This window comes from Paraburkholderia phenazinium (assembly GCF_900141745.1).
Taxonomy (GTDB): domain Bacteria; phylum Pseudomonadota; class Gammaproteobacteria; order Burkholderiales; family Burkholderiaceae; genus Paraburkholderia; species Paraburkholderia phenazinium_B.
This window is the reverse complement of sequence record NZ_FSRM01000002.1, coordinates 769,515-784,521: the sequence shown is the minus strand read 5'-3', so window position 1 is coordinate 784,521 and position 15,007 is coordinate 769,515. Positions and strand designations below refer to the sequence as shown.

General features: G+C 57.3%; 11 protein-coding genes and 1 pseudogene. 5 read left to right on the top strand and 7 right to left on the bottom strand.

Going from position 1 to position 15,007, the window contains the following annotated elements; translation table 11 throughout:
* The first annotated feature begins 67 nt into the window (after window positions 1-67).
* Window positions 68-1,288: a pyridoxal phosphate-dependent aminotransferase gene (locus tag BUS06_RS23530; protein WP_074266828.1), complete on the top strand. Its 1,221-nt coding sequence runs from the start codon at window positions 68-70 to the stop codon at window positions 1,286-1,288.
* Window positions 1,285-2,448 carry an NAD(P)/FAD-dependent oxidoreductase gene (locus BUS06_RS23525; RefSeq protein ID WP_074266827.1) on the top strand — a complete coding sequence of 388 codons (1,164 nt, stop codon included), beginning with the start codon at window positions 1,285-1,287 and terminating at the stop codon, window positions 2,446-2,448. Before BUS06_RS23530 ends, BUS06_RS23525 begins: the two co-directional genes overlap by 4 nt.
* An 18-nt stretch (window positions 2,449-2,466) precedes the next feature.
* Here BUS06_RS23525 and BUS06_RS23520 read toward each other — a convergent pair whose 3' ends face one another.
* The 3 genes from BUS06_RS23520 to BUS06_RS23510 form a co-directional block, all read right to left on the bottom strand.
* Complete coding sequence (locus BUS06_RS23520; RefSeq protein ID WP_074266826.1) at window positions 2,467-3,231, bottom strand: helix-turn-helix domain-containing protein; 765 nt, start codon at window positions 3,229-3,231, stop codon at window positions 2,467-2,469.
* Between the two features lie 127 nt (window positions 3,232-3,358).
* Entirely contained in the window at window positions 3,359-3,964 is a 606-nt protein-coding gene (locus BUS06_RS23515; RefSeq protein ID WP_074266825.1) for a thiamine pyrophosphate-dependent enzyme, read from the bottom strand.
* Between the two features lie 8 nt (window positions 3,965-3,972).
* Window positions 3,973-4,419 carry a thiamine pyrophosphate-binding protein gene (locus tag BUS06_RS23510; protein ID WP_254368946.1) on the bottom strand — a complete coding sequence of 149 codons (447 nt, stop codon included), beginning with the start codon at window positions 4,417-4,419 and terminating at the stop codon, window positions 3,973-3,975.
* 371 nt (window positions 4,420-4,790) lie between these two features.
* Here BUS06_RS23510 and BUS06_RS23505 point away from each other — a divergent pair, with 371 nt between their 5' ends.
* Together BUS06_RS23505 and BUS06_RS23500 are read left to right on the top strand one after the other, a co-directional pair.
* Window positions 4,791-5,540: an electron transfer flavoprotein subunit beta/FixA family protein gene (locus BUS06_RS23505; RefSeq protein WP_074266823.1), complete on the top strand. Its 750-nt coding sequence runs from the start codon at window positions 4,791-4,793 to the stop codon at window positions 5,538-5,540.
* A 13-nt stretch (window positions 5,541-5,553) separates the two neighbouring features.
* Window positions 5,554-6,489 (top strand): electron transfer flavoprotein subunit alpha/FixB family protein, encoded by a 936-nt coding sequence (locus BUS06_RS23500; RefSeq protein ID WP_074266822.1) that lies wholly within the window; start codon window positions 5,554-5,556, stop codon window positions 6,487-6,489.
* A 476-nt stretch (window positions 6,490-6,965) separates the two neighbouring features.
* Here BUS06_RS23500 and BUS06_RS38310 read toward each other — a convergent pair whose 3' ends face one another.
* Both BUS06_RS38310 and BUS06_RS38305 read right to left on the bottom strand, forming a co-directional pair.
* Window positions 6,966-7,283: a tyrosine-type recombinase/integrase gene (locus BUS06_RS38310; protein WP_254368945.1), complete on the bottom strand. Its 318-nt coding sequence runs from the start codon at window positions 7,281-7,283 to the stop codon at window positions 6,966-6,968.
* A 20-nt stretch (window positions 7,284-7,303) separates the two neighbouring features.
* Window positions 7,304-7,771: pseudogene (locus tag BUS06_RS38305) on the bottom strand (tyrosine-type recombinase/integrase); the annotation flags it as partial.
* A gap of 479 nt (window positions 7,772-8,250) precedes the next feature.
* Between BUS06_RS38305 and BUS06_RS23485 the strand changes: the two are divergent.
* The gene (locus BUS06_RS23485; protein ID WP_074266820.1) at window positions 8,251-9,354 is read left to right on the top strand and encodes a hypothetical protein; all 1,104 of its coding nucleotides are present in this window, start codon (window positions 8,251-8,253) and stop codon (window positions 9,352-9,354) included.
* 63 nt (window positions 9,355-9,417) lie between these two features.
* Here the strand turns inward: BUS06_RS23485 and BUS06_RS23480 are convergent, their stop codons facing one another.
* Both BUS06_RS23480 and BUS06_RS23475 read right to left on the bottom strand, forming a co-directional pair.
* Window positions 9,418-11,466, bottom strand: coding sequence for a hypothetical protein (locus BUS06_RS23480; RefSeq protein ID WP_074266819.1), 2,049 nt, complete (start codon window positions 11,464-11,466; stop codon window positions 9,418-9,420).
* A 110-nt stretch (window positions 11,467-11,576) separates the two neighbouring features.
* Window positions 11,577-14,942 carry a VPA1262 family protein gene (locus BUS06_RS23475; protein WP_074266818.1) on the bottom strand — a complete coding sequence of 1,122 codons (3,366 nt, stop codon included), beginning with the start codon at window positions 14,940-14,942 and terminating at the stop codon, window positions 11,577-11,579.
* Window positions 14,943-15,007 lie beyond the last annotated feature (65 nt).

Sequence of the window (15,007 nt, the reverse complement as noted above, 5' to 3'; positions counted from 1 at the left end):
TCGTTTGGGGCTGCCTTTGGGCGGCCCTGGCGCGAATCAGCTTTTCCAAATGAACGGGACAAATAGAATGGGCTTCATTGCAGACCGCATTGGCCAGATCGCCCCTGCGCAGACAATGGCAATGGCGGCAAAGGCGGCAGAACTGCGCCGGGACGGGAAGAATGTCATTTCCCTGTCGCAAGGCGAACCCGATTTTCGTACGCCTGAGCATATCCAGGCTGCCGCGATTCGCGCAATGCGCGAAGGCAAGACGCGTTACACCGAGGCCGCCGGCATCCGGGAGTTGCGCGAAGCGATCGTAGCGAAACTCAAGCGTGACAATAGCGTCGATTATCCCGTGGACGGTGTCAGCGTCGCCGTTGGCGCGAAGCAGGCAATTTTCGCGGCTTTTTTCGCGACCCTCAATCCGGGCGACGAAGTCATCGTGCCGGCACCGTGCTGGGTGTCGTATCCCGAGATCGTGAAGATGGCGACAGGGACGCCTGTTGTGGTGCCGTGCGACGAGGCAGCGGGATTCAAACTGACTGCTGCTCAACTGGAGGCGTCGATCACGCCTCGTACCAAGTGGCTGATGCTGAATTCGCCATCGAATCCGACGGGGGCCGTTTACTCGGCCGACGAACTCGGCAGTATTGCGGAAGTATTGCGTCGACACCCCCATGTGTGGGTACTGTCCGACGACATCTACGAAAAGCTCATCTACACCGGAAGTCCTTTCGTCAATATCCTGAACGTCGCGCCCGAGTTGCAGGAGCGGACTCTCATCATCAACGGCGTGTCCAAGATGTACTCGATGACAGGCTGGCGGATTGGCTATTCGGCTGGACCGTCGACGCTCATCCGTGCCATGAATCTGGTGCAAGGTCAGATTGTGACCAGTGCGTCTTCGGTGTCGCAGTACGCTGCGATCGAAGCGCTCAATGGCGATCAGTCTTTCGTCGAGACATCGCGACTGGCCTTTGACGAACGCCGGAAGCTCGTCGTGAATGCGCTGGACGGCATACCGGGACTCCACAGTAATCAGCCGGAAGGCGCGTTTTATGTATTCGTCGGCTGCCATGGTGTCATGGGGAGCCGCACGCCGAATGGCACGCTTCTGGAAAGCGACCAGGACTTCGTCATGTACCTGCTGGAAGAGGCAAACGTAGCCGTGGTTTCGGGCTCCGGCTTTCTGCTCTCGCCTTACTTCCGGCTTTCTTATGCTGCGTCACTCGATGACCTGAACGAGGCGCTCGGTCGCATTCGCGCCGCACGTCAAAACCTCGCGACCGTCCAAGGTAGATCATGAGCGAAAGAATTGTCATCACCGGCGGGGGGGCGATCGGTTGTTCAATAGCGTATTTCCTGAGCCTCCAAAAGACAGAGAGCCGCGAGATCTGGGTGATCGAAAAGGATCCGACTTATCAGATCGCATCATCGTCGCTCTCGGCAAGTTCGATCAGGCAGCAGTTTTCAACGCCCATCTGCATCCAGCTATCGCAGTTTGGCTATGATTTTTTTTCTTCCTGCGAGCGGGAGAAGGTGCGGTATGGCGCTGGCGTCGATCTGGTGGATTGCGGATACCTGTTCGTGGGCAACGCGCAGCAAGAGAGCGTGCTGCGTCGGCGGAGCGCTCTTGCCCGATCGCTCGGGGTGGAGCTGCAGGAGCATTCAGTCGAGGCGTTGCAGCGCCGCTACCCGTGGATGAATGTCAGCGATCTGGCCTATGGCGTCGAAGGTCTGGCAGGCGAGGGCTGGTTCGACGGATATAGCGTCATGCAGTGGTTGAGAAACCGTGCGCGTGAAGCGGGCGTCCATTTCGTCACGGGTGAAGCGGTGCGCTACCGTACACGCGGAAACCGGGTGACCCACGTCGAACTGACGGACGGGCGGGAAATCGCCGGGGACGCGTTCGTGAATGCCAGCGGCGCGTGGTGTGCACCTCTTGCACAAAGCATCGGCGTGGATCTGCCGGTTCGGCCGCGACGGCGTTCGGCGTTTGTCGTGTCATGTCCGACGGCGATTCCGGATATGCCGATCCTCATCGACACCTCGGGAGTGTATCTGCGTAGGGAGCAGAATCATTTCCTCTGTATCGTTTCGCCGTCGGCGGAGACGGATCTGGACCACCTGCCACTCGACGTGCAGTTTTCTGAATTTGACGAGATCATCTGGCCGGCCTTGGCAGGGCGTATCCCGGCGTTCGAGGCCTTACGGGTGGAACACGCCTGGGCTGGCTACTACGAATACAACATTCTCGACCAGAATGGCATCGTCGGGCAGTCGGGTGCGGAAAACTCTTTCGTGGCGGCCGGTTTCAGCGGCCATGGCATGATGCACAGCCCAGGGGTTGGTCGAGCTGTTGCCGAACTGTTGAGCTTTGGCGAGTTTAAAACACTGGATCTCTCGCCGCTGTCGCCGTCACGGTTCACCAAGGGTGAACTGGTGATCGAGGAAGGTGTTTACTAGGGCCCGGCAGGCGAAGCATTAGTGAGGATGCAGACCACGCCCTCGTGCATTTCGGTACTGTCGGGGCGTGAGGTGCGTGGCAGATTTGAATTGACGCGTGAACGCGCTATGGTCCGCGTAGCCGCATTCGGTCGCGATTTCCGTAATGCTGTTGTCAGTCGTTTCCAGCAGCTTGCATGCGTGGTCGATCCGCAATTTCATCAGCAGTTGCTTGGGCGTCAGATGAAACACTTCGCGGGTTAGACGTTCCAGCGTGTCGACAGATATGGAGACTTGCTCCGCCGCCTCGGTAACCAGGATGTTCTGTCCAAGGTTCCGTTCCAGATAGTCCAGATATGCGAGCAGGCGGCGGTAGCCGTGATGACGTTCATCAGGGCGAGGCAGATCTCGCGATATGCCGATCAGTCCAATGGCCAGTCCGTCTTCGGCGAGCACAGGAAACTTCGAACTCAGGCACCAGTATCGATGACCCAATCCGGAGGAATAGAGCCGCAGCCGGTCTACGATGGGCGACCGGGTTTCGATAATGTTCAGATCTTGCGCATTGGTACTGGCGCCGGTCACCGGAAATAGCTGATCGGCTGTCTTGCCGATCACGTCGTCGCGCGCCAGCCCGCTTCGAGCGATGAGCGTTTGATTGACGGACAGGTAGCGTGCCTGTGCGTCCTTGATGTAGTACAGCACGTCTGGAAAGCAGTCAAAGACGCGCTCGAGCATCTCGGGCTGCCGGTCCAACTGTCGAACGACTTCCACCAACATATCGGAATCAGCCTTGGTGGGCATAGAGGGATCAGTGTGAAGTCACAATGATCGCGATTGTACAGGGCGTGAAATCGGTCTTGATGCAGTGAGGCGGTGGGCGGCCGTTGCCGCGCCACCGCCATGACGTTGGGACTTTCCAGCCGTCCGCTTATTGGCTCGCGTGGGCCTTGGCGCCAAGCAACGCTTCGCGGAAGCGGCTGCGCAGATAAGGACCGTCGCGAGGCGGCAGGGAGGTAGGTTCGGGATCCGTTCCGACCTTCACCGTGGCGAGCACTGGACCGGTAGCATTGAGAATCACATCGACACATTCTTCGAGTTCGCTTTCGGCGTAGATTGTCGCCGCCTTTTCGAAGCCAGCCGCGCGTGCGATTGCCGTGATGTCCACACCGCGGCCTGCATGGGCCAGCTGCATTCCCGTTTCCGCGTAGTGCTCGTTATCGATCACGACAATCGATAGATTGGCGGGCTTATCGACGCCCACCGTTGCTAGCGATCCAAGTCCCATCATCATTTCGCCGTCGCCGACAAACACGATGACGCGTTTTTCAGGCTGTGCAAGCGCAATGCCGAGGCCGAAGGTGACGGCTCCGCCCATTGCACCCCACAGGTAGAAATTTTGAGCCGTGTCGCCGGCAGCGGCCACATCGAAGGTGGGGTTGCCAAGGCTGGTTACTGCCAGAATGTCCTGCTGGCGATCGCGGAGAATCCGCTTAACCGTCAGTCGACGGTTCAGGGGCGTCGTCTGCTGAGTCATTTTAGTACTCACTTGTTAAAGTTTTTGGTGCCGATCACGCGCTGTCCGATCAGAACAGCAACCATCCGGGAGGTGTTGTACCCAAAATTCAACGCGGCACGCACCGTTTCAGGGACTTCGGCTGCATCATCCGCGCGGTAGACATAGACGCCTGCCGATTCGAGGGCTTCCTGGGTGGATTTGCCCATGGCGACCTGCCAGGGATTGAATTCTCCCCATTCGCCGCGCATCGTCACCAGCATCACGATGGGCATGCGGCACTCATGTTGCAGTGAAAGCATGTTGATGCAGTTGCCCACGCCGCTCGACTGCAGCAGCAATACGCCGCGCTGGCCGCCGACCCATGCGCCACCCATCATGGCCACGCCTTCTTCTTCGGTGGTCAGGGAAACCGCGTGAATTTCGGCGTCTGCCTCGCAGAGTTCGATAAGACGTTTGTGCCCCGCATCGGGCACGTATGCCACTTGCCGCACATCAGCGGCTTTGAAGTGCTCGAAGATTGTTTCCGGCCAGTTGACTGACATGGTGACGAGTATTGATAAGTTGAATGAAAACGGATAGCCGTCGCGCCAAGCAAGGCTGATTGATTGCCGTGCTTTGATGAGTGATAGCGTGCATCAGCAAAAGTCGCTGCTCAATTACTGATTGCGGAAGACGCGATTAGGCTGGGGTTAACGGATCGGCCGGGATGGATCGGTCGTACAGAATTTCCGTGCTGCCGGGTGTCTGGTATTCGAGGGTCTGAAATGCGGTGTTCCACAATGCCGAATTCCAACCGTTGGTTTGATTGCTCACACTAGCGTGCAAGCTGATCGGAGAAGGAACCATGAAAATCGTTGTGCCAGTCAAGAGAGTGATCGATTACAACGTGAAAGTCCGGGTGAAGTCGGACGGCACGGGCGTCGACATTGCGAATGTAAAGATGTCGATGAATCCGTTCGATGAGATCGCCGTGGAAGAGGCGGTGCGTCTGCGGGAAGCGGGCGTGGCGACTGAAGTGATCGCCGTGTCGGCGGGCGTGACGCAGGCGCAGGAAACGTTGCGCACGGCGCTCGCGATCGGCGCGGACCGCGCGATCCTGATCGAGTCGTCGGAAGAACTGCAGCCGCTGGCTGTCGCCAAGCTGCTCAAGGCGCTGGTCGACAAGGAACAGCCATCGCTGATCATTCTCGGCAAGCAGGCCATCGACGACGATTCGAACCAGACTGGTCAGATGCTGGCTGCCTTGGCAGGGTTGCCGCAGGCGACATTTGCATCGAAGGTTGTCGTGGCTGATGGCAAGGCAACGGTATCGCGCGAAGTGGATGGCGGTGCGGAAACCCTGTCGCTGACGCTGCCGGCTGTGGTCACCACGGATCTGCGCCTGAACGAGCCGCGTTACGTCACGCTGCCGAACATCATGAAGGCGAAGAAGAAGCCGCTGGAGACGCTCAAGCCGGAAGACCTCGGTGTTGACGTGACCCCGCGCCTGAAGACGCTGAAAGTCGTCGAGCCGCCGAAGCGCTCCGCTGGCGTGAAGGTCGCCGATGTGAAGACGCTGGTCGAGAAGCTCAAGACCGAAGCCAAGGTGCTGTGAGGAGACGGACGAAATGACGATTCTGGTAATTGGGGAACACGACAACGCGTCGCTGAAGGCTGCGACGCTGAACACGGTGGCAGCGGCAGCCAAGATTGGCGGCGACGTACACGTGCTGATCGCAGGTCACAACGCGCAAGGCGCGGCGGACGCTGCAGCGAAGGTCGCAGGTGTCGCCAAGGTGTTGCTGGCCGATGCGCCGCAACTCGAAGCGGGCCTCGCGGAAAACGTCGAAGCGACGGTGCTCAACATTGCGAAGGACTACTCGCATATCCTCGCGCCCGCTACCGCGTACGGCAAGAACATCGCCCCGCGTATCGCAGCGAAGCTCGACGTCGCACAGATCAGCGATATCACCGCCGTGGATTCCGCCGACACGTTCGAGCGTCCCATCTACGCAGGTAATGCAATCGCAACGGTGCAGTCGAGCGATCCGGTCAAGGTCATCACGGTGCGTTCCACCGGCTTCGACCCGGTAGCAGCAGAAGGCGGCAGCGCAACGGTCGAGAAGATCGAAGCCGCAGCCGACAGCGGCCTGTCGCAGTTCGTGAGCCGTGAAGTCACGAAGCTGGACCGTCCAGAGCTGACGTCGGCGTCGATCATCGTTTCCGGTGGCCGGGGTCTGGGCAGTGGCGAGAACTATACGAAGGTGCTCGAGCCGCTGGCGGACAAGCTGAACGCGGCACTAGGTGCCTCGCGTGCCGCAGTGGACGCCGGCTTTGTGCCGAACGACTATCAGGTGGGCCAGACGGGCAAGATCGTCGCGCCGCAACTGTACGTCGCCGTGGGCATCTCGGGTGCGATCCAGCATCTGGCCGGCATGAAGGACTCGAAGGTCATCGTGGCGATCAACAAGGACCCGGAAGCGCCGATTTTCAGCGTCGCCGACTACGGTCTGGTGGGCGATCTGTTCACGGCAGTGCCGGAGTTCGAGGCCATGCTGTCTTGATTGTGCTGCGAGGATGATCAAGGTCGATGAGGTGACAGGTGAGTAATCTGAACGATATGAGGCACATTAGGGCGGTGGCGGCCTTGGTCGCTAACGCCGAAGATGCTTCCATTTGGCGATGGTTCGCTCTGCTCCTTGAAGAGAGGCGAATTCGCTGGTGTTGCAGTGGTGACAATTGGCTGGTGAGCGTCGATAACCGACACGTTGCCACCGACAACAGCTTCGACAATGCTATTCGGATAGCGAGGAAAGCCTCGCAAGAATTATCTCGGCGGCCAACGCGACGCTCACGCCTTGCTTGATCCAATACCGTGCTTGACGCCTATTGCCCGGCGACGAGCGTCCGCTCAGCAAGTTCAAGCAGCCGGTGGATCCGAATTGATGGAAGACCGTTGCGGGCCGACATGCAACGATCGATAGCAATGACGCGCGGTGATCCATTCTGGTTCGGCCAGTCGTCTATTGTGGTGTATTGATTAGTACTCCACTTTATAGGTTGGAGATTCTTCGGGGCGCTGCTGGCGGCGATCATAAAGACGGGTCGTTGAGATATTCGCGTGGCCTAACCAAAACTGGACTTTGGTGATCTCGGCCTGGTGCTCCAGTGCGTTTGTCGCCGCCGTGGCGCGCAGGCCGTGTACGCTGAGACCGTCAACAGCGATCCCCGCACGCCGCGCGTAGTCCCGCACGCACTTGTAGACCCCATCTCCGGTGATCGCCTTGCCGCTTCCGGCGCCCCTTCCACGCAGCGGCTGAAACAGCGGTGCGTCCGCCTCCTTTCCATGTCCCGCCATCTCAAGAAGGCGTGTAGCCGTTCTGCACTCGCTGGATGCAGCGGCAAGTGGCGAATCTTGCTTCCCTTCCCATGCACCCTCAGGTGCAGCACGCCGCGCCGCTGGTGGATGTCGCGGACCTTGAGCAAACATAGCTCTTCGCGGCGCAGACCGTGGTACAGCAGCACGGCGAGCATGGCGCGGTCGCGCTTGCCCTTCAGCGTATCGGCGTCAGGCGCATGGAGCAGGGCGCGGGCCTGGTGATCTCCCATGGCAGGTGTCTTGCCCTCGTTGCTGTTACCCTTGGGCCGCTTGACGCTAGCGACGGGATTCAGCAAAACGGCATTGCGTTCGCACAGGTAATCGAAGAGCGACGATAATGCCGCCAGCTTTCTCCTGATTGTCGCGCCGGACAACTGGCGAGCTTCGAGGTGTTTGCGCCAGGCGAGGACGTGCGCACGCGTGACGGTGCGAAACTCCTCCGGCTGTACGATCCCCACGAAACCCATGAAATCGCGTAGGTCGATCCGATAAGCACGGCGGGTCTGTGGCGCGTCGATGTTGGCGGACCATTCGATCTCTGGAGGAACATTCGATAAATTGAGGAATTCGGCGGCGGTGAGTGCGCGAGAGGCATTGTCGCGGGTGGAAATGATTCTGGTTGACACGGATTCTCCCGGCAGGTTGCGCCGCACGCGATTAACCGGGATATAATGAAATCAGTCTTTGGGTGAATACGCCAAAGTTGGCGAATTAAAAGCGCGCGGCGATTATATTGATAATGTATTTTATCAATAGCTGAATTATGTGTGCAAAGCGAATAACTTTGACAAAATCGCACCTAGAATGGTCATGCTCGATGCAGCGACAACTACTAGGGGTTTAAACAGAAGAAACGGCCACGCGAAAGCACCGTTGCCACACGAAGACCTGTGCGCGTGCTATGTTCATCGAATGATCCGACCAGTCGATATCCAAGGTTGCCAGTATGACGCTCCGCGATAAGCTTTCCGTTCCTCCTTATTTAGAGAGTGATCAGGCAGCACGTCGTTGTCTCGACGCATTGGAGATATTTCTCACGGTAAATTCGGTCGACATATCCGGTACGAGCACCATAGATGCTGCGTCTGCGGTCAGTTGGGGTCTACCTCTTGCGATACTAGGCGAGCAGCAATATACGCATCCGTTTTTGGCCCGATTTTCGAAACCCTTCTCCAAGCAATCGGACTTCAATTCGGACGATTTTGTTGAACTGGAAGCGGCTGCGTTGTTGTTGAGTCGCGGCGCTGCGAGCTTAACACCTGTCGACCGAACACACGAGAAAACGCAAGACTTTGACCTGATTTGGAGCGAAACGAACATTGAGGTGGAAGTCACAAAGTCCGAGGCAAAAGACGTCCATACATCGCTGCGGATTCAAGCGCAGAGGATCGCGCAAAGCATTAATTCGACAATAGGAAAATTCGATCTTGTCGTTCACGTTTCGAAGCTGCTCGACACCGCTACGGAGGCACGTCTGCTCGACGCCTCGAGGGAGATCACAATCGATCAAACAATTGAAGAACCGAATGCTTGGCTGCTAGCGGCCAAAGCAACAACGCGGCCAGTTCACGAAGTCCTTAAAGCAGGCGAGGTCGAGATTCAGCCGTCATGGTGGCCGTCAGATATGGTGTCGCTTTTTACAATTTCGTTGACGTTAGCCGGCCCTGACAGTACCGAAGCGCCGCCGCGCGTGAAGGTGTGCTACGCGGCGCCGTTCACAGGCTATCTGAATTCGGCAAAGAAAAAGGCACGAAGGTTCCAGGGGACCCTTACGCGCCCATACCTAATGGTAGTCAACGTGACAGACCTTCCCGACGCATTCGAGGTTTACCGACAGGGACTTGATGCAAACTTTCAGCGCTGGAAGCACATATCAGGCGTTCTAATTTTTGAAGCATTCAAGTCGACTAACGAGATCGGGTGGACATTTCAGTTCTATAGGAATCTTCACGCCACGCGACCACTCCCAATCGATATGGACTTAGCGCTAGGCGGGAGCGGGATGGGAAGAAGTCGACTCGTCATCGGTACGCCATCCGGCAAACTATAACCGGATGGCTAATTGACAATGGCAACGCTGCGAAGGCCGTGCATCCGTATGCAACACCGAGTGTCATCTCGACACTGGTGATGATCCTGAGTCATCAGAGGTCTGTACATTATGCTCCAGTGCAACCCGCCACTCGAGCTCCTGATAGAAATCCAGAGAGCCGGTTGTGATGGAACCGACGCGTCTTAAGGCGCCATAGAACCCGTTCGCATCATTTACACCCCTCAATAGCGCCATAAGCTGCGGGACACTCATGAACCACCAGTTCGTTAGCATGTCTCGTGGCTCGTATCCAAGAGACAGAAGTTTAGTGTGCTGCGTACCAAGAGCACCCAATGTGCTGTTTAATTTCGCGAGCTGATCCGATTGCTTAGCGGTAGCCGCCGAATAGTTAAGTGATGCGCCTATCAACGTCGGCATGATAGCTCTAAGCACCATGCCATCCTGCGTACCGCCCCAGTCTAGAAGCGTTACGGCCAACCGCTCAACTCGACGACCATGAAGGTCAATCTGTCGACCATCGACGAATTTGATATGTCCAAACTCTCGCAGCAATACTTCGTGTTGCCCAAGTTGTTCCTGGGCGCTGAGCACTCCGCCAAAGAGATCGACAAATCCGCTATACGAATCCCCTGCCAGCGCTGCCCGCGTCATCGACTTCTTCTTCAGCTCAATGAGAATCACCGCCTGATCTGTTTCAACCACGATATCGCACTCGCCCGCCGTTCCCCGCATATCGTATTTACACGACACGATTGCTGGCTCGATCCCTCGGGTTCGAAACATACCTGCGACCATTGGTTCAATCGCGTTCCCGATATCCTGATCTACATGCGATCCAAATACGCTTCGCAACTTCGCTGCAGCAATCTCATAGAAGCCCACTGAACTCAGCGATGGCGAAAACAGGAAATACCGCCCGTCGTTAGTCGCGAACAACGGCTTCATGCCTACGTCGGCCTTCGTGGCGTCAAGTGGAGTGCGATAAGCTTTATTCACTGTCGACGGATCATGCGAAACGTCTGCCAGCAGTCGTCCCAACCGATCCTCGTGAATTCCGGCCTTCGCAAACGTCTCGCGACTAAGAGTTGCATTTATCGTCTCAGCTGGAACATAGTCAAATAGCCATTGCATCAACGCCTGCAAATCGTCGATGGCCCACCCGATCTTCGAGCGCATATCCTCGTTGTCGACCCAGTCGAATAGACCGATCATCATTTCGGTAGCATCGGCGGGATGAATCTGGCGAAATGCCAATACGTGATCGGCTATCAGCAGTTCCTGAAGGTAGATAGGCAATCGGTCATGAGAGGTAGCCATGTGGGCATATGTCGTATACGTCTCGACATCAAGCACAGCGACTATATCCGTCGCCCTCTGCAATATTTTTCGAACGGATTCCTCGGAAAAACCCGTGACGCGTTCGGCGGACAGGTTCGCCGCGGCGAGGTTCAGCAAATATCCCAACGGAGGTGCGGGCTGTGGATTCCTCTCGGTTGTTGACCTGGAAATTCTTCCCGTCAGGTAGCGCCCGCCTTTGAAACGTTTGTTGGCCTGAAGATGTTTAAGCACCAAGTACGAGATCCGAAAGCCATCAACCTCACGAAACGCGTCAAAAATGTCAGATGCGCAACGCTCCAGCTCCCCCTCTTCGAAGTTGATCCTCTCATCCTTCGCGAAGAACCGATACCCTTCGCCTTTCAGTCTCGCGACAGCATCAGTGACTGCCAAGTCGCGCTCCATCCCGAGAGTGCTGGAAGGATCAAACCTATGGCCGGATAATTTCTGGAGAAGGTCGAGGTACCGGATTGCTTCACACCATTTATCCACCTCTGAAAAATCCCGAAGCTTCTCACCGTTCGAAGTACCGTGCATAAAGTGGCGCGACGGAGCAGCATAAATGCCAAGCTGGGGCTCAAGTTGCGCTCGGCGAAACAGGGTTCGCCCAAGCGCTCTCATATCCCCCGCAGGACGACCTTCCGGAATGCAAATCGTCTCGTGTACACGGGTCCAAATCTCCTGCTGAGATTCACCATTCGGTTGCAAAGGGTCAATCTTTTTGGCCTCATCAACGCAGTTGATGAAGGCAGCAATATCTTGTTCGGTAATCATCGCCGTATCGGAACGTCCCAAGAATTATTGATCACATAGAGCCAATCTGGAGGCTGGCACAGATCAGCCAAGTGCAACAGCATCGATGGTATGGGCCACCGCTAAACCGACTATTCAAGTTTGCTTTTTGACTTGTCGCTTGAGGCTAGGAGCTCCGCCACTTGGTCGAGGAACGCGGCGAGTTCGCCCTGCTTGCCGGCAAGCGTCGATCGCCATTCGCTGATCGGCCTGACTATCGCGAGCTCGCGTGCGTCCCACGACAGTTCCTCGAGCTCGCGATCGGTCGTGCCGCGCTGGCGTAGGTAGTACTGCCCCCAAGCGGCAAAGGTGAGAATCCACATCGAGACCACTAGCGCGCCATCCCACTGGGCCCAGTTCGAGGTGCTGGCAAGGGGTTGTTGTACGATCCTCCGCTGACGCTTTAAGATCGCCTGCATAGACTGCAGGCTGACGTGCTGTCGCTCGGGGCTGCTATACGCGAAGAGGAAAGCGGCGATATTGGTCGTCTGGCCCTCGCGGGCTCGGTCAAAGAGCCTAGGCTGGTTTTTTAACTCCGGTTCCAGCATGAGGGACAGCTCCTGCATCCAGATTTCGCAGGCATCGTCGATGCTGGCGCGGTCGCTCTGTAACAACGGAAAGACTACATCCCGGAACAACCATGGCTCAGACCAGGCAAGTTGTCGCATATGACCGCGTGTGGAGTTGACCAGGTGCTTTAAGTCTTCGGCCTGGATTTTCGCTGGCAGTGCCTCGTGAAGCGCTGTTACCAAGCCGGTGTATATCTCGGCTTTCTTTGGATTCCGTTGCGCATGATTAATCATCCAGCCCAGTGCGCGAATTCGCTCCGTATATGCGAATGCGTCCATCGACCGCAGTGCGGCAGCGAGGCCTCCCGGATTTTCCAACTGCCGTTCAATCGCGTTCAAGCCCATCCATTGTAGAAGACCGCTGCCGCTGTGTACGAGCCGGTTCCGTTGCGCGTCACTGATGTCGAATTGCACTGAGAGCGAAATGTCGCTGACAATCTGGCTCAACAGAGACAACCGGACCGCGTCGGCGGTCTGTGGCTCCGCTGGCAAGTTGGTCATCTGGGCTTCCGCGATTGCCAGAAGGGTGTCTGGGACATACCACCAAAGAAACTTGACGGCGAAGTACTCCGACCAAGTGAGAGCCGCGTATTTTGTCGCGTGGAACAAAAGTTGTGGTTGATAAGAGGTATGCAGCAGGGCTTCGAGCGGTTCCTGAAACATACGGGCGTCTACCACGACCCATTCCTTGTCCTTCTCGTCGTGTGTACGGTTGAATGACGCATCGAGAAAGCGTGCCAAGAAACTCAGAAAATCATGCTGTGATCCGAATTCTCTAAACCGACGGTCTCCGGATCGTGAATTTGCGAGTATCTCGCCAAGCACCTCCCAGGCCCCGGTGAAGGCCGCAAAGTCGCCCGCCTGCTGCACGAGGTAATTGCGCAGGCTCGCCGTCTCGGGCAGGGCGAGTGAGCCGTCTTTGAGCAGGCCTGCCGCCGCCATTTTCTTCTTCAACGGATCGCCGCTCAAGCCTTGGAGCGATGGCTCATCGGCCCATATGCTCAACACATCGCCTGCGTTTGCCTTATCGAGGAAGCGTAGTGTCTCGTAGAGTCGCCGTGGCGCTGGCGACGCACTGGAGTCGAAGAGAAGCCGCATGGAGGGATTCTCGGCCCCGCCATTGGACGGTGCGGCCTTCGCCTCTTGTACCAGCCCGGACTTGTATTGCGCGACCTTGAGCAGGATATCTGCGGGGATTGGAGTGACGAGCAACGGAAAGCTTTCTGCGGCCTTCTGAAACGAATTGGACAGGTTAAAGCCCGCCACCGGTAGCCCGTCTGGTCCGATGATCAGGATGTAACGGTCATGTAGCCGACCTTCCTTCAGGCCGTAGATGTGCAACTTGAAGCGTTTCAGCAGGTGGCGGTTGTGCTCGCAGTTCGCCAACAGGTTATTAATGCGTTCCTGTGGGAGCTTGTCGGATTTGCGCCGCATGGGTTTATCCTCCCTGACCGGCTTGGGCAGGGACGTGAAGACGATGTAGTCTGCCTGCGGTGCCGCGCAAAGCATCATCAAACCCAAGCCCGCGTCACCGAAATAAGGATCGAAGACAGCCACTTGGTGTTGCTGATACTCGGCGAGCAGCGCCCTAAACCACTCTACGAATTGCAGTCGTCCTTCGCCGTCGAGTTGGCTCCGGCTTAGAAAGAACTGCCCTTGGGACTTCGTCGGATGGAGCCGCGCGAAAAGAGATGCGAGTTCACGGTTGGCCGGGACCCAAGGATCTGCTTCACGTTCGCCGATTAGGTTGGTGAATCCCATATTGCCGCGATTGATCGTAAGAGCGGCCTTCACCCGAGCGGATGCGGACGGCCTTGCGGTATTTTCCAGCCAGTCAAACTTGACCGGGCTGACGCCCCTGCCCACCACATGCCCCTGAAGGCGGAACTCGCGAACATACCAAACCCGCCAACGGCAACACAGAATGCCTTCACGGGAATTGTTGTCGCGAAAACCGAAAATCTCCAGTTCAGTGCTGTCGGTCCTTGCGCGTAACTGGTCGCTTAACTCGAACTTGCATTCGAACACGCCGTCCCGATCGCACTCTCCTGTGGTGATGGCTGAATAGACGACTTGACCTCCATTCTCGATGCTTAAGCGGAACTGGAAGCCACTGAAATGTGGCAATTGCATTGGATTGAAGCGGGCGACCAGGGCGCGCGGGGCGTCGGTCCAACTCGTGGTCAGCAAGGGGCGCTCTAAATCGTCTAGCGCAGGAAAGACCAGTAGCTCGAGGTCGCCGAACCGGATGGTGTCGACGCCACCGAAGTCCAGACCTGTATCTTCGTTGAGGTGCTTGACCACCAACGCGGCTAGGGCGACGTCGTAGTCCTGACCTACGCGGAAAAATGCCTCTTTGTCGGTCTGGGTGATCGAGGCGCTGAAAGCCCCTGCTCCGCCATGAGGGCTGGAAGGTGAGTGCCGGTCTTGCGCGTCGCGGTTGAGCAGGTAAGCCACAGGGCGGTACACCACGCCGTCTGCGGCAAGCGCAGTCGCACCGAACCGCGCCTTCAACTGGTCAGAGAGCCCGAGCGCTAGTTCTTCGCTGATTGCCGAGACGGTCCGGCCGGCGCTGAGTAGCCGTAGAAGGTCCGCGCAGCGGTCGCTTTTGATGTAAAGGTTGAGCCGGATAATCCGCGCTTGGGCTTGCTCGAAGGTGTAGAAGTTATCGTCGTAGCTGGAGTACCAATGGCCGTCGGAATGGCTGTAGGGAAGCAGGCGGCCGTAGACGATGCGATTTTCAATCGATTGTGCGGCCTTGATCTGCAAAATCCACAGTTGCAACGCGCAGTGGCGGCCGTCCTTCCAGAGCAACCGCGCCAAACGGCCATCATGGAGGAGGTCATCAAGTACCGGAGCCGTCGGCTCCTTACGATTATCTTTGTGCATTCTTATTGTCCCCTTACGCGGTCCGGCTTGCACGAGCTGCAGACATGGGAGCTGGCCTGAACTGC